The following is a 17,391-nucleotide window of genomic DNA, read 5'->3' on the forward strand; positions in this document are numbered from 1 at the left end:
ACATGGCCGGACAGTTCCTCCGGCCATTGTAGCTTCATTGCCAATCACTTAGCGGCGGAGACACCGCCGCTCGCGATCAGGTTTCCGAAAAGTAGCTCTGCAGGGTACGAACCTCAAGGTCCCCGCCCAGATAGGCGCGGATGCCCTGCGCGGCCGCCACGGCCCCGGAAAGAGTGGTGTAATACGGCACTTTATGCAAGAGGGCCGCGCGCCGCAGCGAACGGCTGTCGGCGAGCGCCTGCGGGCCTTCGGTGGTGTTGAGGACGAGCTGGACGTCGCCATTGGTGATGGCGTCGACGATGTGCGGCCGTCCCTCCAGCACCTTGTTCACCTTCTCGGCCGGGATGCCCTGGTCGGTCAGGAAGCGCGCCGTGCCCGAGGTCGCCAGCACCTTGAAGCCAAGCGAATGCAGCTGGCGCACGGCATCCGCAATGCGGACCTTGTCGCTCTCGCGCACCGACACGAACACCGTGCCCTTGCGCGGCACCCTGGTGCCGCCGCCGAGCTGGCTCTTGGCGAAAGCGACCTCGAAATTGCGGTCGATGCCCATGACCTCGCCGGTCGAGCGCATCTCAGGGCCGAGCACCGTATCGACGCCGGGGAAGCGCGCGAACGGGAAGACCGATTCCTTGACGCCGACGTGCTTGAGCTCCGCCTTCTTCAATTTGAAGTCGGCGAGCTTCTCGCCGGCCATGATGCGCGCGGCAATCTTCGCCACCGGCGTGCCGACCACCTTGGCGACGAAGGGCACCGTGCGCGAGGCGCGCGGGTTGACTTCGAGCACGTAGATCTCGCCGTCCTTGATGGCGTATTGCACATTCATGAGGCCGACGACATCGAGGCCGAGCGCGAGCTCGCGCGTCTGCCGCTCCAGCTCCGCGATCATCTTCGCATCGAGCGAGTGCGGCGGCAGCGAGCAGGCGGAATCGCCGGAATGGATGCCGGCTTCCTCGATGTGCTCCATGATGCCGACGATGAAGGTGTCCTTGCCGTCGCAAAGGCAGTCGACGTCGATCTCGGTCGCGTCCGACAGATAGCGGTCGAACAGCAGCGGGTTCTTGCCGAGCACGGTGTTGATCTGGCCGGTCTTGTCGTTCGGATAGCGCGCCTTGACGTCGGCGGGCACCAGCTCCGGCAGCGTGCCGAGCAGGTAGTCGTTGAGCTGGTTCTCCTCGCGGATGATCTGCATGGCGCGGCCGCCGAGCACGTAGGACGGGCGCACCACCAGCGGCAGGCCGAGATCAGCGGAGACGAGCCTTGCCTGCTCGACCGAATAGGCGATGCCGTTCTTCGGCTGCTTCAGCCGCAGCTTGTCGAGCACGCGCTTGAAACGATCGCGGTCCTCGGCGAGGTCGATGGCGTCTGGCGAGGTGCCGAGGATCGGCACTTCGGCGGCTTCGAGCGCACGCGCGAGCTTCAGCGGGGTCTGGCCGCCGAACTGCACGATCACGCCATGCAGCGTGCCGTTGCTGCGTTCCTTCGCGATGATCTCCAGCACGTCCTCGGCGGTGAGCGGCTCGAAATAGAGCCGGTCGGCGGTGTCGTAGTCGGTCGACACGGTCTCCGGGTTGCAGTTGACCATGATGGATTCGTAGCCGGCGTCATGCAGCGCGAAGCAGGCGTGACAGCAGCAATAGTCGAACTCGATGCCCTGGCCGATGCGGTTGGGGCCGCCGCCGAGGATGATGACCTTCTTCTTGTCCGACGGCATGCTTTCGTCCGCCGGTACGCCCGCGAACAGCGCCTCATAGGTCGAATACATGTAGGCGGTCGGCGAAGCGAACTCGGCCGCGCAGGTGTCGATGCGCTTGTAGACCGGGCGAACATCGAGCGCGTGGCGCTTGGCGGTGACCTCGGCCTCCGTCGTCTCGGCGAGCACCGCGAGCCGTGCGTCGGAGAAGCCCATGGCCTTGAGCGTGCGCATGCCGAAGGCATTGGTCGGCAGGCCGTTCTTCCTGACCTTCTCTTCCATGTCGACGATGCCGCGCATCTCGCTGAGGAACCACGGATCGATCTTGCAGGAGTTGAAGATGTCCTCGTTCGACCAGCCGAGCCGCATCGCCTGCGCGACCTGAAGGATGCGGTTCGGCGTCGGCGTGCCCAGCGCCGCTCGGATCGCGTTCTTGTCGTCGTGCTGGCCAAGCCCCTCGATCTCGATCTCGTCGAGGCCGGTCAAGCCGGTCTCGAGGCCGCGCAGCGCCTTCTGCAGGCTCTCCTGGAAGGTACGGCCGATCGCCATGACTTCGCCGACCGACTTCATCGACGTGGTCAGCGTGGTGGAGGCGCCGGGGAATTTCTCGAAGGCGAAGCGCGGCACCTTCGTGACGACATAGTCGATGGTCGGCTCGAACGAGGCCGGCGTGGCGCCGCCGGTGATGTCGTTGGCGATCTCGTCGAGCGTGTAGCCGACGGCGAGCTTGGCGGCGACCTTCGCGATCGGAAAGCCGGTGGCCTTGGAAGCCAGCGCGGAAGAGCGCGACACGCGCGGATTCATCTCGATGACGACCATGCGGCCGTCTTCGGGGTTGACGCCGAACTGCACGTTGGAGCCGCCGGTCTCGACGCCGATCTCGCGCAGCACCGCCAGCGAGGCGTCGCGCATGATCTGGTATTCCTTGTCCGTCAGCGTCAGCGCCGGCGCCACCGTGATGGAATCGCCGGTGTGCACGCCCATCGGATCGAGGTTCTCGATCGAGCAGACGATGATGCAATTGTCCTTCTTGTCGCGCACCACCTCCATCTCGTACTCTTTCCAGCCGAGCACGGATTCCTCGATCAGGACTTCGTTGGTGGGGGACGCATCGAGGCCGCGCTCGATGATGTCGAGGAACTCTTCCTTGTTGTAGGCAATGCCGCCGCCGGTGCCGCCCATCGTGAAGGAGGGGCGGATGATCGCGGGCAGGCCGATCTCGGACAATGCCATCATCGCCTGTCCGAGCGCATATTCCTGATAGCGCTTGCGGCGGTCGCCTTCGCCGAGTGTCCACTGCCGCTCGAGCTCTTCGAGCGCCGCGCCGGACGCCTTCTCGCGTTCGGCCTGGTATTTGTCGCGGAACGACTTCTTCAACTCGGACGCGTTGGCAAGCCGCGACTTCGGCGTCTGCAGCCCGATCTTGGTCATGGCATTGCGGAAGAGCTGGCGGTCCTCCGCCTTGTCGATTGCGTCCGCGGTCGCGCCGATCATCTCGACGTCGAACTTTTCCAGCGTGCCCTGCCGGCGCAGCGACAGCGCGCAGTTCAGCGCGGTCTGGCCGCCCATGGTCGGCAGCAGCGCGAAGCCGCCGGGAATGACGTGACGTTCCTTCTCGATGATCTTGGCGACGATCTCGGGCGTGATCGGCTCGATATAGGTCGCATCGGCCAATTCCGGGTCGGTCATGATCGTGGCCGGGTTGGAATTGACGAGGACGATGCGATAGCCCTCTTCCCTCAGCGTCTTGCAGGCCTGGGTGCCGGAATAGTCGAACTCGCAGGCCTGGCCGATCACGATGGGGCCGGCGCCGATGATCAGGATGGTCGAGATGTCGGTTCGTTTAGGCATCACCGCTCGCGGGCTGGAATTTGGGCACAAAAAAAGGGCGCGCTTGCCGCGCGTCCCTTTGAGCGAGAGCGCGGGGGTCTCCCTCGCGCGCGGGTGGGTCTTAGACCAGTTTTCGGGGCGGCGAAACCCCGAAAAATGCCCATCAACCGGCAATTTTGACGGGTTTTGGGCGGGCCTGCCAGCCACGGGCGAGATGCACCAGAAGCGAGGCCGCAACGCTCGATCCGCCGATCCAGCCGAGGTCGGCTGGCGACAGGGTGGCCAGCACCGCCCCGCCTAAGGCCCCACCGATGGCGAAGCCGAGATACATCGAGGAGGCGTTGAGCGAGAGCGCGATCATCGAGGCCTGCGGCTCGATCCGGATGATGCTGGCGATCTGGGCCGGATAGAACGCCCAGCCCGAGATGCCCCACAAGAAGATCGTGCCCAGCACGGCGTAGTGCGCCTGTCCCGGCATCAATTTGAGCACCAGCGAATGCAGGATCAGGGCACTCGCCATGCCGGCGAGCCCGAGCGCTGCGGTGGTCAGCGTGCCGAGCCGGTCGGCCAGGGCACCGCCGAGCATGTTCCCGATCGCGGCCGCGCCGCCGAACACCAGCAGCGCCAGGCTGATCTGCGAGGCATCGAAGCCGAGGCCGCGCAAGGGAATCGCGAAATAGGTGAACACGGTGAAGCCGCCGAGCGCCCAGAGAATGGTGATCAGAAGCGCGATCAGGACGTTGCTGTGACGCGCCACCGCCAGCCGGTCGCTCAGCGAAGCCGTGTTGCGCGGCAGGCCGCGTGGCAGGCCGAGCAGCAGGCCGGCGAGCGCAACAGCGCCGATCAGCGCGACCATGGCAAAGGTCGCGCGCCAGCCGAACAGGCTGCCGACGAGATTGCCGAGGGGAACGCCGATCACGGTCGCAACCGTGAGGCCCGAGGTCACCAGCGCCACCGCGCGGCCGCGCCTTTCAGGCGAGTCGACGGCGACCGACACCGCGAGCGCGGTCGGCATGCACAGGCCGGAGCCCAGCGCCATCAGCATCCGCGAGGCCAGTAGCAGGGCGTAGTTGGAGGCCACCATGGCCGCGAGATTTCCGGCGATGAAGGTCGTCAATGCCAGGGCCAGCACGGTGCGGCGGTCGACGTTGTTAAGCGCCACCGCCAGCACCGGCGAGCCCACGGCATAGGTGAGGGCGTAGGCGGTGACCAATTGCCCGGCGGCCGCGACCGAAATCGACAGGTCGTTGGCAATCGCAGGCAAAAGCCCAGCAATCACAAACCCTTCGGTGCCGATCGCAAAGGCCCCCAGGGCCAGCCAGAAGACGCTCATTGCAGACAATCCCTATGTTCAATGTTTATTGAACTATCAAACGAAGTGGCTGTCAATTGGTTCAAGAACTATTGAACATTGCGGTTGCATCGCTATGATTCCCGGACCATGAGCCGCACGCCGCACCATCCCACCCGCGAGCAGATCGAGCTGCCGATGGTCCTGGATTGCCTGAGCGATCCGATCCGTCTGGCCATCGTCTATCAGCTCGCCCAGCAGGAACGTGTCAGCAGCGAACTCCGCTGCAGCGACTTCAGCGCGCTGAGCGGCAAGTCGAACCTCGCCTATCACTTCGCCAAGCTGCGCGACTGCGGCCTGATGCGGACGCGCGTGGCGGGCACCAACCGCTTCATGCGGCTGCGACGTGAGGATCTGGAGGCGCGCTTCCCGGGCCTGCTCGATGTCGTGCTCAGCTCCGCAGCCAAGGATGCCGACCGGCTTCCGCTCGTGTCCGGCTGCGAATTGGTCGAGGTTGACCGAAAATGAGACGGTTGCGCGTGAGGTCCTGATTTGCCCGGCGCGTGTCGCGATATCCAGCGTGTTTGGTGGCAGTCCGTCTTCGCTTTCGCTTCGCTCCAGCTACGCCGGACGCGCTTCGCCCCTGCTGGTCTGGCGTGCCCGTCTTCGCCCTTTGGGCTTCGCCGAGGCAGCCTTCGCTACGACAGGGCTCGCCTAGCCGAAGCTGGCGAAGCCAGCGAAGGCTGGAGACCCGGCCTGGATTTGAACCAGGATAAAGAGCGTTGCACCGCCCTCGCGTAGACGCTTCCGCCACCGGGCCGGGGCGGACATTACCGATTGCAGTGCGACAAGCTACAACGGCTAATTGTTATGCTTAACGAACCAGTGGCGGCCGTGCAATGAAGGTCATGCGCCAGCGATTGTGGCCGATATTGGTGTGGGCGCGCTGGACGGCGAAGCCGGCCGTCTTCAGCTTCGCAATGATCTCGTCCTCGCTGTAGCGCTGCAGCCCGATCTTCGAGCGCAGCTGACGGTAATCCGACAGCGCGGTGCTGATCAGCCCGATCAGCGCGTCCTTCAGGAAGCCGTGACGCAGACCGAAGCCGAGCAGCGCCACCACGTCCCTGAACATGCCGACATGGGGCTGAAGGATGTCGCCGAGCACCAGCTTTCCGGAGGGAGTCAGCAATCGCCGGATATTGAGCAGCGCGGCATCGAGCTCCTCGCTCGTCATGTATTGCGCGACCGAGTTCATCACCACGAGGTCGATGGATTGGTCCTGCATGTTGCGGACGTCGTCGAGCGAGCGGACGCGGATCTTGGTGTTGGGGGCAAACCGCGCGATCAGCCGGCCGCGCACGCCCGGCGCCGGTTCGGCCAGGATCAGCTTGCCGCAGGCGGCCGCCACCTGGTCCGCCGACAGCGCCTCGCCGCAGGCGTAGTCGAGCACAGTCGCCTCGGGCGAGGTGATGTAGCCGATGATGTCCCGCGCAATGATCTGGAAGTGCAAGTCGCGATGCAGCTTGCTGACATAGATCGTATGCGTCGAGTCGTAATAATCGATCCAATCGTCCATGGTGTCCGCGGGTCCCGGCCAAAAGGGTTCCTGCCAAGGAACTGGCGCTGCCCGCCTTGCGTTAGGGGTGCGACGGCGCGCCGTCAATGTCCGCGTCCTAACAGGAAGGTTTCCCGTGAGCAAAACCAACAACAAGGTCTCGCCCGATCTCGATACCCCCACCGATCTGTCGTCCGACGGGGTCAGGAAGGTCTCGGAGCAACTGAACGTGCTTCTGGCCGACGCGTTCGCACTGTATCTGAAGACCAAGAATTTCCACTGGCACATCAGCGGCCGGCACTTCCGGGACTACCATCTGCTGCTCGACGAGCAGTCGGACCAGATCTTCGCCACCACCGACCAGCTCGCCGAGCGCGTCCGCAAGATCGGCGGCACCACGCTGAAGTCGATCGGCCAGGTCGCAAAGCTCCAGACCATCAAGGACAACAACGAGGACTACGTCCCGCCGCGCGAGATGCTGCGCGAGCTGATGCAGGACAACAAGCACGTCGCAGCTGCGATGCGCAAGGCGCACGACGTTTGCGACGAGGCCGGCGACGTCGCCAGCGCCAGCATCCTCGAGATCTTCATCGACGAGACCGAGCGCCGCACCTGGTTCCTGTTCGAGGCGACCCGGCAGGAAGGTGCGAACGCGGCGTAGGGCAGGGGAGCATCAACATTGTCGTCCCGGTGCAGGCCAGGCGCAGGCCGGGACCCATAACCACGAAAGCCAGTTTGGCGAAGATAGGTCATGACCATCTCGCGCCATAACCCTGTCTGAGGCGTATGGGTCCGGCCTGCGCCGGGACGACAACGGAGTACTTGGCGCGTTCTTAGGCCTACCCCCACAACCGCATCAACGCCCCGTCCTTCCCCGTCACGGGATCGGCGGACGGCAGCGCGACTTCTGGAATCGTCTTCAGCGCTTTCGCGTGGTTCTCCGGTGTTGCCCGCGTGATCTCCATCTTCGCACCGGGCGGGTAGGCGCCGATGATGCAGAAATCATCGCTCGCCTTGATGCACTGATGCCCGGTGCCGGCCGGCAGGATCGCGACATCGCCGGCCTTGATCTCCAGCTCCTGGCCATGATCGCCGCCGAAACGGACGCGCGCACTGCCGCGCGCGACGCCGAGCACCTCATGCACCGTGGCGTGATAGTGCAGATAGTCGTAGACGCCGTTGCGCCACATCCCGCCCCATCCGTTCTGTTCGAACAGGTTTTCGATGGTAACTTCCGGCTGCTTCGGATCGAGCTTCACCGCGCCCTGGTAGACCAGGAACGGAAGGATGTTGTTCGGCACGAGCCCGTCATCCTCGAACACGATGGCGAGCGGCTCGGCCTTGTCGCGAACGACGGACATGGCTGTGCTCCGAGTGGCGATAGACTGGGAATCAAGACCGCGGAGATCGCTTGGTTCCTGACGCCAGTCAATCCTCCGGCTTGACGGAGATCAAGGCGCAGGCGGCCATTGGCGGGCACGCAAATCGAAGCGAAAGGGAGGGAGTGCCATGTACGCATCCGAGATTGCGCAGCGTCATTTCTCGGCGGCCGTCGATGAGGCGGAGACGGCCGGCCTCGAGCACGAGGCCGTCTGTCGCGCCTTGCTCAGTCTCGTGATCTCGAAATATCTGGAGACGAGACCGGTCGCCGACATCCAGGCGGAGCTGCGCTTTATCGCCGAGAACTGCGATCCCGACACGGACTTCATGTTCATGCGTCCGTGACGGAGCCGGGCCCCGGCGGGCTCATCCGCCGGGTGGTGTTGTCGCGCTACGCGCTCTTCTTCTGCCGCATCAGGTCGGCGAAGCGCTGGAACAGATAATGCGAGTCGCGTGGACCCGGTGAGGCCTCGGGGTGATACTGCACCGAGAACACCGGCTTGCCGTCGAGCTGGATGCCGCAATTGGAGCCGTCGAACAGCGAGATGTGGGTCTGCGTCGCGCCCTTCGGCAACGTCTTCTCGTCCACGGCGAAACCGTGGTTCATCGAGGTGATCTCGACCTTGCCGGTGGTCTCGTCCTTCACCGGGTGATTGGCGCCGTGATGGCCCTGATGCATCTTCTTGGTTTTCGCGCCGACGGCGAGGCCGAGCATCTGGTGGCCGAGGCAAATCCCGAAGGTCGGCGTGCCCGACTTGACGACGTCCTGGATGACAGGCACCGCGTACTTGCCGGTCGCGGCCGGATCGCCCGGACCGTTGGACAGGAACACACCGTCCGGCTTCATCGCCAGGATGTCTTCGGACGAGGTCGTCGCCGGCACCACCGTCACCTTGCAGCCGACGCCAGCGAGCAGGCGCAAGATGTTGCGCTTGATGCCGTAGTCGATGGCGACGACGTTGAACTCAGGCTTGTCCTGACGGCCAAAGCCCTTGTCCCACAGCCACGGCGTCTCGTCCCAGGTGAAGCGCTGGCCGCTCGTGACCATCGGCACGAGGTCCATGCCCTCGAGGCCGGGCCATTCGCGCGCTTCTTCCTTCAGGCCGTGCACGTCGAACTCGCCGGTCCTGGAATGAGCGATCACGGCATTGGGCATGCCCTTGCTGCGGATCAGCGCGGTCAGGGCGCGGGTGTCGATGCCGGAAAGGCCGATAATGCCGCGGGCCTTCAGCCAGGCGTCGAGATGCTTGGTGGCGCGGTAGTTCGAGGGATCGGTGATCGCGGTGCGCAGGATCACGCCGCGCGCGCCGGGCGTCGCGGCCATGTTCACCGTCTCGATGTCTTCCTCGTTGGTACCGACATTGCCGATATGCGGAAAGGTGAAGGTGATGAGCTGGCCGGCATAGGAGGGATCGGTGAGGATCTCCTCATAGCCGGTCATCGCGGTGTTGAAGCAGACCTCGCCGACGGCGTGGCCTTCGGCGCCGAGACCAAAGCCCTCGAGCACCGTGCCATCGGCAAGCACGAGGAGCGCGGTCGGTTTGTGGTCCGGCCAAGCGGGATCGTTGTCATGTTGTGTCATGAGCCCGCTTCATAAGCCCCCTGCACGCGCCCGTCAAAGCGGGAGGGGGCCGATTCACATGCGTTTTTGCATATTTGACAGCCCGTCCCGGCCACCTAAGCTCGGCCGCACAATTTCCGACAATTTGAGGGGCTTGCGAGGCAATAATGGACCAGACCACCCCGCTTCTGCTGGTTCCGGGGCTGGCCTCCTCGGCCCGGATCTACGCCCCGGTTCTCCCCGCCTTGTGGCGGCTCGGCCCGGTGATGATTGCTAACCATATCCGCGACGACAGCATGGCGGCGATCGCCGCCCGGGTGCTGAGCGAGGCGCCGCCGCGCTTCGCGCTCGCCGGCCATTCCATGGGCGGCTACATCGCCCTCGAGATCATGCGCCAGGCGCCGGAGCGGGTGGCAAGGCTCGCGCTGATCAACACCCAGGCGCGCCCTGACACGCCGGAGGCGACCGCGCGCCGGCGCGGCCTGATGGAGCGCGCCAGGCGCGGCGAGCTCCGCGCCGTTCGCGAGGAGAGCTTTCCGGAGCTCGTGCATCCGTCGCGGCGCAATGATGCCGATATCCTGAAGCTCGTCCATGCGCAGGATGAGGATGTCGGCGTCGAAGGCTATCTGCGGCAGCAGACCGCGATCATCGCGCGGGTGGATTCGCGCCCGACGCTTTCAGCCATCAAGTGCCCGACATTGGTGCTGACGGGGGACGCAGACAACACGATCCCGAATGCGTTCTCGAAGGAAATGGCGGAGGGCATTGCCGGCGCCAGGCTCGTGATCCTCGAGCGCTGCGGGCATCTGCCGCAACCGGAACAGCCGGAAGCGACAGTGCGGGCGCTCACCGAATGGCTTGCGAGCTAGGTTGTGTGGAGGCCGCAAACGGCCTAGATCAGGCGTCATATATTCGAAGGGATCACGATCATGCTGCGCGACGACATCAACAATGCGGTCAAGGAGGCCATGAAGGCCAAGGACGAGCGCAAGCTGTCCACGCTGCGCATGGTCAACTCGACCATCAAGAACGCCGACATCGACGCCCGCGGGCAGGGCAAGCCGCCGCTGTCGGACGCCGATTTGCTCGCCGTGCTGCAGAAGATGATCAAGCAGCGCCAGGAAGCGGTCGAGCTCTACGACAAGGGCGGCCGCGCCGAGCTCGCCAAGCAGGAGCGCGAGGAGATCGCCGTGATCTCGGCGTACCTGCCGAAGCAGATGTCCGAGGACGAGGTGAAGAAGGCGATCGCGGACGCGATCGCTGAAACCGGCGCTGCCGGCATGAAGGATATGGGCAAGGTGATCGCCGTGCTGCGCGCGAAGTACGCCGGCCAGATGGATTTCGGCAAGGCCAGCGGCCTGGTGAAGGCGGCGCTGTCGGGCTAGCCGTCATTCCGGGGCGCGCGAAGCGCGAGCCCGGAATCCATCGCGCTGCTGTGTCCGTTGCTTAATGGATTCCGGGCTCGCGCTTCGCGCGCCCCGGAATGACAAGAAAAATGGGGAGGCACGATGACCGGCGCCTTCAAACCGTTCCGCATCGCCATCAGCGACGACGTCCTCACTGATCTCAAATCGCGCCTCGCGCGCACGCGCTGGCCGGAGGCGGAGCTGGTCGACGACTGGAGCCAGGGCGCGCCGTTAAAGTGGATCCAGGAGATTTGTACCTACTGGGCCAACGCGTACGACTGGCGTGCCCGCGAAGCAAAACTCAATCGCTTCGCGCAGTTCACCACCGAGATCGACGGGCTCGACATCCACTTCATCCATGTGCGTTCGAGCGAAGCAAACGCGCTGCCGCTGATCATCACCCATGGCTGGCCCGGCTCGATCGTCGAATTCCACAAGGTGATCGCGCCGCTCACCGATCCTGCCGCGCATGGCGGCAATCCTGCCGATGCCTTTCACGTGATCTGTCCATCGCTACCGGGCTTCGGCTTCTCCGCCAAGCCGAAGACCACCGGCTGGGGCGTCGACCGCATCGCGGCGACCTGGGCGAAGCTGATGGACCAGCTGGGCTATGCGCGTTACGGCGCGCAAGGCGGCGACTGGGGTTCGGCGGTGACGACCTCGCTCGGCGCGCAGGATGTGGAGCATTGCGCCGGCATCCACATCACGCTCGCCTTCAACGCGGCGCCGAAGGTCGAGGGCGAGCCGACGGCGGAGGAGAAGCGCGCGCTCGCCGGCCTCAAGCATTACGTCGATCTCGACTCCGGCTATTCAAAACAGCAGTCGACGCGGCCGCAGACACTCGGCTATGGCCTGACGGATTCGCCGAGCGGGCAGGCGGCCTGGATCCTCGAAAAATTCTGGGCCTGGACCGATTGCAACGGCCATCCCGAAAACATCTTCAGCAAGGACGAGCTGCTTGACAACGTCATGCTGTACTGGGCAACGGAGACGGCGACCTCGTCGGCGCGGCTCTATTGGGAGAGCTTTGGCAGGCGGCGCACGACGCCGGTGGTGAAGGTGCCGACGGGCGTCGCGGTGTTCCCCAAGGAGATCATCACGCCGGTGCGGCGCTGGATGGAACCGAACTTCTACAACATCACCCATTGGAGCGAGATGGAGAAGGGCGGTCATTTCGCCGCATTCGAGCAGCCGGAGCTGTTCGTGCGCGATGTCAGGAAGTTCTTTGCGACGGTGCGATGAACCCCGCTGTCATTCCGGGGCGCCCGAAGGGCGAACCCGGAATCCATCGGGCCGCAGCAAACGCTGCGCAATGGATTCCGGGCTCGACGCTGGCGCGTCGCCCCGGAATGACGCCGCGGGGCTCTTGTTCCGAGCACCCACAGCTCTAGACTGGGCCATAACAACAAGACACCGGGAAGACGACCAAGCCGATGCTCACCGAAGCCAAGACCTACGACGAGCTCTATCGCAACTTCCGCTGGGACATCCCGGCGCGCTTCAACATGGCGGAAGCGTGCTGCGATCGCCATGCCGACGGCACCGGCCGCTTGGCGTTGGTCTATGTCGACGAGAACGGCGCCACCACGCGCACCACCTTCGACGAGGTTGCCGACATGTCGCGCCGCTTCGCCAATGTGCTGAAGGCGGATGGGCTTGTCCGCGGCGACCGCGTCGCGGTGTTCCTGTCGCAATCCCTGGAATTGCCGATCGCGCATATGGCCGCGTTCCGCTCCGGGCTGATCTCGATCCCGCTGTTTGCCCTGTTTGGCGAGGACGCACTGGAATTCCGCCTGTCGAATTCGCAGGCAAGAGCCATCATCACCGATGAGGCGGGCTGGGACAAGCTCACGAAGATCCGCGATCGGCTGCCCTATCTGCAGGACATCTATGTCACGAGCGGCGCCGTCCACGCCGGCGCAAAGCCGTTCTGGTCAGCGATCGAAACCGCGTCCGAGGATTTTGCCAACGTCGACACCTCGGCCGATGATCCCGCGCTGATCATCTACACCTCGGGCACCACGGGCAATCCGAAGGGCGCGCTGCATGCGCATCGCGTCGTGCTCGGCCATCTGCCGAATGTGGAGATGTGTCACAACTTCCTGCCGCGGCCCGGCGATCTCATGTGGACGCCGGCGGACTGGGCCTGGATCGGCGGCCTCGTCAACGGCCTGCTGGCATTCTGGTATCACGGCATCCCGCTGGTCGGCCATCGCGCGCGAAAATTCGAGCCGCAGGCGGCAATGCAGATGATGGCCGATCTTTCCGTCCGCAATGTGTTCCTGCCGCCGACCGCGCTGAAGCTGATGCGGCAGGCCGGCGTGAAGCATCCCGGCGTCAGGCTGCGCAGCATCTTTACGGGCGGTGAATCCCTCGGCGGCGAATTGCTGGGATGGGTGCGCGAGACTTTTGGCATCGACGCGCATGAGGTGTTCGGCCAGACCGAGTGCAATCTCGTGATCGGCAGCAACTCGAATCTGTTTCCGATCCGGCCGGGTTCGATGGGCAAGGCGACGCCGGGCTTCGATGTCCGCATCGTCAACGACAAGGGCGAGGAATTGCCGCGCGGTCAGCGCGGCATCATCGGCGTGCGCCAGCCGTGCCCGGTCACCATGCTCGAATACTGGCGCAATCCGGAGGCGACGGCAAAGAAATATGCCGGCGAATTCCTGCTCACCGGCGATCTCGGCTTGCAGGACCAGGACGGCTATTTCTGGTACGTCAGCCGCGAGGACGACGTCATCACCACGGCCGGCTACCGCGTCGGCCCGTCCGAGATCGAGCACACGCTGATGAAGCATCCGTCGGTGGCGATGGCCGCCGTGGTCGGCATCCCCGATCCGATCCGTACCGAATCGATCAAGGCGTGGATCGTGCTGCGTCCGGGCTTTACCGGCAGCGATGCGCTCGCGCGCGAGATCCAGGAGTTCGTGAAGGTGCAGCTCGCCGCCCACGAATATCCGCGCTACGTGGAGTTCGCCGAAACGCTGCCGATGACGGCGACGGGCAAGGTGCTGCGGCGCGAGCTGCGGGCGAGGGGTTAGGTTTTTCCATGCCGAAGACGTCTCAAGCCGCAGGGCTTCACCGCGCCTCGCTGGCGAAGCTGCACGATCTCGATGCGTCCCTCGAGCTCATGTATTACGGCTGGCGCGGGATGACGCTGGAGGCCGACGACTATCTCGCCAGGCAGGGGCTGTCGCGCCCGCATCACCGTATCCTTTACGTCGTGGCGCGCCGGCCGGATATCGCGATCGGCGCGCTGATCGAGATCCTCGGCATTTCCAAGCAGGCGCTGAACCGGCCGCTCAATTTGCTCCTGGAGCGCAAGCTCCTGACGTCGACGCGCGCGCCCGAGCAGCATCGCTCGAAACTGCTGCGCCTGACGGCCGCAGGGCAGCGCATCGAGCAGAAGGCGTCGGACCACGAGCGCAAGGTCATGCGCCGGGCGTTCGAGCGCGCCGGACCGTCAGGTGCGGCGGCCTGGATGGCTGTCATGGAGGCGATCGCAGACAACAATTGACCCGCTTCTAAAGTCAACATAGTTGACATGAAGGCGCGGTTTTGCCACTTTCCCGGCCAATAGGCCAGGGAGGGCTCTGCCATGAGCGCAGGGAAGATGGATCGCGCCGCGGCCGAAGGTTTCGTCGCGGCATGGTGCGCGAGCTGGTGCAAGGTCGACATCGATGCGGTCGTCGCACATTTCGCCGACGATGCGCAGATGCGCAGTCCGCTGGCGCTCGAACTGACAGGCTCGCCCATCGTCACGGGCGCGGAGAACATCCGCGCTTATTGGCGGCAAGCCTATGGCCATATCGAAAGCGCCGACCTGAAGATCCTCAGCTGGAGCTGGGATGAGGTGATCGCGCGGCTGACGGTGTGGTGGCAATTGGGCGGCACGCGCGCCAGCGAATTCATGGACTTCGACGCTGCGGGCCGCGTGGTCCGCAGCGAAGCCTTTTACGGAAAATAACCATGCGCCCTTCGGATATCGTTCTGCTTCTCAACACGCTCTGGTTCGTCGGCGCGTTCATCCAGTTCAGCATCGCGCAAGCCAACACGCTGAAGATATTGCTGCCGCGGGAAGAGCGCAGCAATCCGATCGCGCCGACGCTGGCGGCGAGCGTCGCGTTCCTCGGCGGGATGAACCTGCCGATCGGGCTGTTGTCGTTCTATCTGCTGGCCGCGCGCCCGGTCTTCTTCCAGCCGGTGCAGGCGCAGCTCGTGCTGTTCCTGTTCTTCTCTGCCTGCCACTTCAGCCAGTTCGCCTATAACCTTCCGGTCCTGATGCGCGGCGGACGCGTCGGGGTGGCCTACTGGCCGGTGTTGAAGGGACCGATGCTCCGGATCTTCGTCATCGACGCGGCGCTGTTCGCGGCCAATCTCGGCGTGGCGCTCCAGCTCGCGTTCTCGTCCTGATCTATCGCGGCGGTGCCGAGAGGGCGGCGCGCAGCATGGCGGCGAGATCCTTGCGTCGGAACGGTTTTGGCAGGATGCGGGCGTCACCGACTCCGTCGGGCGTCTTGACCGGATCCTGGGTGTAGCCGGAGGTGAAGAGCACCTTGAGCCCGGGCCGCAGCGCCATTGCTTGCCTTGCAAGCTCCTGCCCGAACATGCCGCCGGGCATCACGACGTCGGTGAACAGCAAATCGATGTCCCCGCGCTGGCGCAACAGGTCCAGCGCCGCGGGACCGTTCGACCTTGTGATGACGCGGTAGCCGAGCGCCTTCAGCTCGTTTTCGACATAAGCCCGCACCATGTCGTCGTCCTCGACGACGAGAATGGTCTCGCTTCCATCGGGTGTTGCGATCCGCTCTGCCGGTAATGAATCCTCGGCCGGCGGCGTTGCAAGACGAGGAAAGAACAGCCTGACGACGCTGCCGTGTCCCGGCTCGGACTGCATCTGCACCAGCCCGCCGGACTGTCGCACGAAACCGTAGACCATGCTGAGGCCGAGCCCGGTTCCCTTGCCGACCTCCTTGGTGGTGAAGAACGGCTCGAAGGCGCGGCCCGCGACCTCGGCGGTCATGCCGGTGCCGGTGTCGGTCACGGCCACCATGACGTAGTCACCCGGCCGCGGCTCGCCGTTGACGTCGAGGTCGGATTCGCCGAGCGAGGTATTGCGCGCCTCGACCGTCAGCTTGCCGCCATCGGGCAAGGCGTCGCGCGCGTTGAGCACGAGGTTGAGCAGCGCGGTCGCCAGCTGGCCGGGATCGACGCTGGTCATCCACAGATCCGCATCGAGCGCAAAGGTGCACTCGATATGCTCGCCCAGCGATCTGCGCAGCAATGGCTCCATGTCGAGCAGCTTGCCGGCGATGTCGATGTCGCGCGGCCTTAAGGGTTGCTTGCGCGCGAAGGCGAGCAGGCTCCGCGTCAGGTCGGAGCCGCGCTCGGCGGCGGTCGCGATGTCGCCGGCGATCCGGTGCAATTCCTTGTCGCCTGCCAGGCGGTCGGCCAGATGCTCCGAATTGCCGAGAATGACGGTCAGGAGATTGTTGAAATCGTGCGCCACGCCGCCGGTGAGCTGGCCCATGGCTTCCATCTTCTGCGACTGGCTGAGCTTCTGGTTGAGATCGGCGATGGCGGCGCGTTGCTGCTGCAGCGACTCGGCGGTGTCGTTGAGCAGGGTCATCAGCCCGCCGAGCTCGCCGCCCGGATGGGGCGGCGGAATGCGCGCGCTGAGATCGCCGCGCCCGAGCTTCTTCGCCATCGCGGCGAGCTGTCCGACCTGGCGCCCGACGCTCACGGTCGCAAGGATCCAGACCGCCGCCAGCAGCAGCAGCGAGGCCACCGCCAGGATCGCCATGTCCTCGTAGAGCCGGCGGTTCGCTGCCGCGACCAGCCCGTCCTCGGACCGTCCGACCAGGATGTAGAGACCGGCATCCCGGGTCGACGGCGAGCGGGCGGCGACACTCCAGACATGGGTACGGCCCTCGCGATCGGTCACCTCCTGAAAGGACTTCCGGTCAGGCGTTGCCGCGAAGCGGAACAGTTCGGATCCCGCGATCGACCCGCCGACGGGCACGGTCCAGCCTGCGCCCGAGGGAGCCACCAGAACGGTGCCCTTGCCGTCGACGAGCAGGATGTCCTTTTCGCCGAGCAGGCGCTTGTGGTGAAACTCCGCGAATTTGCGCAGGTTGAACGAAGCCAGCAGGATCAGTTTCAATGCGCCCGCGTCCGTCCGCACCGGATAGGCGATCTGGAGCACCGACATTCCGGTCAGTCGTCCGAACACCGGCTCGAGCACGACGCGGTTCGAGACCAGGGCCTGTTTGAAATAAGCGCGGTCCCGGAGATCGAGGCTGCGGTTGGTCCGCAGCGAGTCGCAGAACAGGCTGCCGTCGGGATCGATGGTCAATATTCCGGTGAACTGCGGGTATTCCTCACGCACCTCCGATAGAAACGCCGAGCACGCCGCCTTGTCGCGTGTGTCGAGGTCGCGGGCACGGGCGAGACCATAGTGAAGCTGCGCGGTGCCCTGGATCTTCTCGTCCAGGTCGCTTGCAATCTCGTCGGCGGCCGCCGCCAGATTGGTCAGGGCGGCGTTGATGTCGCTGCTGCGGTTCTGCATGAAGCGCAAGCCGACGAGGCCCGCAGGCACCAGCATGGCCGCGATGACGAGGATCAGTAGCCGGGTATGCAAGCTCATCGGTCGAACGGTCCGCTCTGGTCATCGCG

The 17,391-nt window shown here is 64.9% G+C and carries 16 protein-coding genes and 1 tRNA gene; 10 read left to right on the forward strand and 7 right to left on the reverse strand.

The window, feature by feature from the left end:
- Nucleotides 1–76: 76 nt before the first annotated feature.
- Nucleotides 77–3,541 carry a carbamoyl-phosphate synthase large subunit gene (carB, locus tag GGD63_RS27285; RefSeq protein WP_183246376.1) on the reverse strand — a complete coding sequence of 1,155 codons (3,465 nt, stop codon included), beginning with the start codon at nucleotides 3,539–3,541 and terminating at the stop codon, nucleotides 77–79.
- A 142-nt stretch (nucleotides 3,542–3,683) separates the two neighbouring features.
- On the reverse strand, nucleotides 3,684–4,853 hold the full coding sequence (locus GGD63_RS27290; RefSeq protein WP_183246378.1) for an MFS transporter: 1,170 nt from the start codon (nucleotides 4,851–4,853) through the stop codon (nucleotides 3,684–3,686).
- A 108-nt stretch (nucleotides 4,854–4,961) separates the two neighbouring features.
- Between GGD63_RS27290 and GGD63_RS27295 the strand changes: the two genes are divergently transcribed.
- A complete protein-coding gene (locus GGD63_RS27295) occupies nucleotides 4,962–5,339 on the forward strand; it encodes a helix-turn-helix transcriptional regulator (RefSeq protein ID WP_183246380.1) in 378 nt (125 codons plus the stop codon).
- Between the two features lie 216 nt (nucleotides 5,340–5,555).
- Here the strand turns inward: GGD63_RS27295 and GGD63_RS27300 are convergent.
- Both GGD63_RS27300 and GGD63_RS27305 read right to left on the reverse strand, forming a co-directional pair.
- Nucleotides 5,556–5,631: transfer RNA gene (locus tag GGD63_RS27300), tRNA-OTHER, on the reverse strand.
- A gap of 54 nt (nucleotides 5,632–5,685) precedes the next feature.
- The gene (locus GGD63_RS27305) at nucleotides 5,686–6,387 is read right to left on the reverse strand and encodes a class I SAM-dependent methyltransferase (RefSeq protein WP_183246382.1); all 702 of its coding nucleotides are present in this window, start codon (nucleotides 6,385–6,387) and stop codon (nucleotides 5,686–5,688) included.
- Nucleotides 6,388–6,502: 115 nt separating this feature from the next.
- On the opposite strand from GGD63_RS27305, the gene GGD63_RS27310 reads away from it, so the two are divergent.
- On the forward strand, nucleotides 6,503–7,027 hold the full coding sequence (locus GGD63_RS27310) for a Dps family protein (protein ID WP_183246384.1): 525 nt from the start codon (nucleotides 6,503–6,505) through the stop codon (nucleotides 7,025–7,027).
- A 178-nt stretch (nucleotides 7,028–7,205) separates the two neighbouring features.
- Here GGD63_RS27310 and GGD63_RS27315 read toward each other — a convergent pair whose 3' ends face one another.
- Nucleotides 7,206–7,727, reverse strand: coding sequence for a cupin domain-containing protein (locus tag GGD63_RS27315; RefSeq protein WP_183246386.1), 522 nt, complete (start codon nucleotides 7,725–7,727; stop codon nucleotides 7,206–7,208).
- Nucleotides 7,728–7,875: 148 nt separating this feature from the next.
- Between GGD63_RS27315 and GGD63_RS27320 the strand changes: the two genes are divergently transcribed.
- Nucleotides 7,876–8,091 (forward strand): hypothetical protein, encoded by a 216-nt coding sequence (locus tag GGD63_RS27320; RefSeq protein ID WP_183246388.1) that lies wholly within the window; start codon nucleotides 7,876–7,878, stop codon nucleotides 8,089–8,091.
- A gap of 46 nt (nucleotides 8,092–8,137) precedes the next feature.
- Here the strand turns inward: GGD63_RS27320 and carA are convergent, their stop codons facing one another.
- A complete protein-coding gene (carA, locus tag GGD63_RS27325; RefSeq protein WP_183246389.1) occupies nucleotides 8,138–9,328 on the reverse strand; it encodes a glutamine-hydrolyzing carbamoyl-phosphate synthase small subunit in 1,191 nt (396 codons plus the stop codon).
- Between the two features lie 146 nt (nucleotides 9,329–9,474).
- Here carA and GGD63_RS27330 point away from each other — a divergent pair, with 146 nt between their 5' ends.
- The 7 genes from GGD63_RS27330 to GGD63_RS27360 all read left to right on the forward strand — a co-directional run bounded on the left by GGD63_RS27330 (nucleotide 9,475) and on the right by GGD63_RS27360 (nucleotide 15,129).
- Nucleotides 9,475–10,176, forward strand: a complete 702-nt coding sequence (locus GGD63_RS27330; RefSeq protein WP_183246391.1) for an alpha/beta fold hydrolase — start codon at nucleotides 9,475–9,477, stop codon at nucleotides 10,174–10,176.
- Nucleotides 10,177–10,236: 60 nt separating this feature from the next.
- Nucleotides 10,237–10,692 carry a GatB/YqeY domain-containing protein gene (locus tag GGD63_RS27335; protein ID WP_183246392.1) on the forward strand — a complete coding sequence of 152 codons (456 nt, stop codon included), beginning with the start codon at nucleotides 10,237–10,239 and terminating at the stop codon, nucleotides 10,690–10,692.
- Nucleotides 10,693–10,815: 123 nt separating this feature from the next.
- Nucleotides 10,816–11,955 (forward strand): epoxide hydrolase family protein, encoded by a 1,140-nt coding sequence (locus tag GGD63_RS27340; protein WP_183246394.1) that lies wholly within the window; start codon nucleotides 10,816–10,818, stop codon nucleotides 11,953–11,955.
- A gap of 191 nt (nucleotides 11,956–12,146) precedes the next feature.
- Nucleotides 12,147–13,757, forward strand: a complete 1,611-nt coding sequence (locus GGD63_RS27345) for an acyl-CoA synthetase (RefSeq protein ID WP_183246396.1) — start codon at nucleotides 12,147–12,149, stop codon at nucleotides 13,755–13,757.
- 8 nt (nucleotides 13,758–13,765) lie between these two features.
- Nucleotides 13,766–14,233 (forward strand): MarR family winged helix-turn-helix transcriptional regulator, encoded by a 468-nt coding sequence (locus tag GGD63_RS27350; RefSeq protein ID WP_183246398.1) that lies wholly within the window; start codon nucleotides 13,766–13,768, stop codon nucleotides 14,231–14,233.
- Nucleotides 14,234–14,314: 81 nt separating this feature from the next.
- Nucleotides 14,315–14,683, forward strand: a complete 369-nt coding sequence (locus GGD63_RS27355) for a nuclear transport factor 2 family protein (RefSeq protein WP_183246400.1) — start codon at nucleotides 14,315–14,317, stop codon at nucleotides 14,681–14,683.
- 2 nt (nucleotides 14,684–14,685) lie between these two features.
- Nucleotides 14,686–15,129, forward strand: a complete 444-nt coding sequence (locus GGD63_RS27360; protein WP_183246402.1) for a hypothetical protein — start codon at nucleotides 14,686–14,688, stop codon at nucleotides 15,127–15,129.
- Between the two features lies 1 nt (nucleotide 15,130).
- Here GGD63_RS27360 and GGD63_RS27365 read toward each other — a convergent pair whose 3' ends face one another.
- The gene (locus GGD63_RS27365) at nucleotides 15,131–17,362 is read right to left on the reverse strand and encodes an ATP-binding protein (protein ID WP_183246404.1); all 2,232 of its coding nucleotides are present in this window, start codon (nucleotides 17,360–17,362) and stop codon (nucleotides 15,131–15,133) included.
- Nucleotides 17,363–17,391 lie beyond the last annotated feature (29 nt).

The sequence above is a fragment of the Bradyrhizobium sp. cir1 genome, from assembly GCF_014198245.1.
In the GTDB taxonomy this organism is placed as follows: domain Bacteria; phylum Pseudomonadota; class Alphaproteobacteria; order Rhizobiales; family Xanthobacteraceae; genus Bradyrhizobium.

What these genes read in the sequence shown, in the direction of transcription:
- GGD63_RS27290 (WP_183246378.1), bottom strand. Translation starts at nt 4,853, where the DNA reads ATGAGCGTCTTCTGGCTGGCCCTGGGGGCCTTTGCGATCGGCACCGAA.
- GGD63_RS27350 (WP_183246398.1), top strand. Translation starts at nt 13,766, where the DNA reads ATGCCGAAGACGTCTCAAGCCGCAGGGCTTCACCGCGCCTCGCTGGCG.
- GGD63_RS27365 (WP_183246404.1), bottom strand. Translation starts at nt 17,362, where the DNA reads ATGAGCTTGCATACCCGGCTACTGATCCTCGTCATCGCGGCCATGCTG.
- GGD63_RS27295 (WP_183246380.1), top strand. Translation starts at nt 4,962, where the DNA reads ATGAGCCGCACGCCGCACCATCCCACCCGCGAGCAGATCGAGCTGCCG.
- carB (WP_183246376.1), bottom strand. Translation starts at nt 3,541, where the DNA reads ATGCCTAAACGAACCGACATCTCGACCATCCTGATCATCGGCGCCGGC.
- GGD63_RS27320 (WP_183246388.1), top strand. Translation starts at nt 7,876, where the DNA reads ATGTACGCATCCGAGATTGCGCAGCGTCATTTCTCGGCGGCCGTCGAT.
- GGD63_RS27360 (WP_183246402.1), top strand. Translation starts at nt 14,686, where the DNA reads ATGCGCCCTTCGGATATCGTTCTGCTTCTCAACACGCTCTGGTTCGTC.
- GGD63_RS27330 (WP_183246391.1), top strand. Translation starts at nt 9,475, where the DNA reads ATGGACCAGACCACCCCGCTTCTGCTGGTTCCGGGGCTGGCCTCCTCG.
- GGD63_RS27335 (WP_183246392.1), top strand. Translation starts at nt 10,237, where the DNA reads ATGCTGCGCGACGACATCAACAATGCGGTCAAGGAGGCCATGAAGGCC.
- GGD63_RS27355 (WP_183246400.1), top strand. Translation starts at nt 14,315, where the DNA reads ATGAGCGCAGGGAAGATGGATCGCGCCGCGGCCGAAGGTTTCGTCGCG.
- GGD63_RS27315 (WP_183246386.1), bottom strand. Translation starts at nt 7,727, where the DNA reads ATGTCCGTCGTTCGCGACAAGGCCGAGCCGCTCGCCATCGTGTTCGAG.
- GGD63_RS27345 (WP_183246396.1), top strand. Translation starts at nt 12,147, where the DNA reads ATGCTCACCGAAGCCAAGACCTACGACGAGCTCTATCGCAACTTCCGC.
- carA (WP_183246389.1), bottom strand. Translation starts at nt 9,328, where the DNA reads ATGACACAACATGACAACGATCCCGCTTGGCCGGACCACAAACCGACC.
- GGD63_RS27305 (WP_183246382.1), bottom strand. Translation starts at nt 6,387, where the DNA reads ATGGACGATTGGATCGATTATTACGACTCGACGCATACGATCTATGTC.
- GGD63_RS27340 (WP_183246394.1), top strand. Translation starts at nt 10,816, where the DNA reads ATGACCGGCGCCTTCAAACCGTTCCGCATCGCCATCAGCGACGACGTC.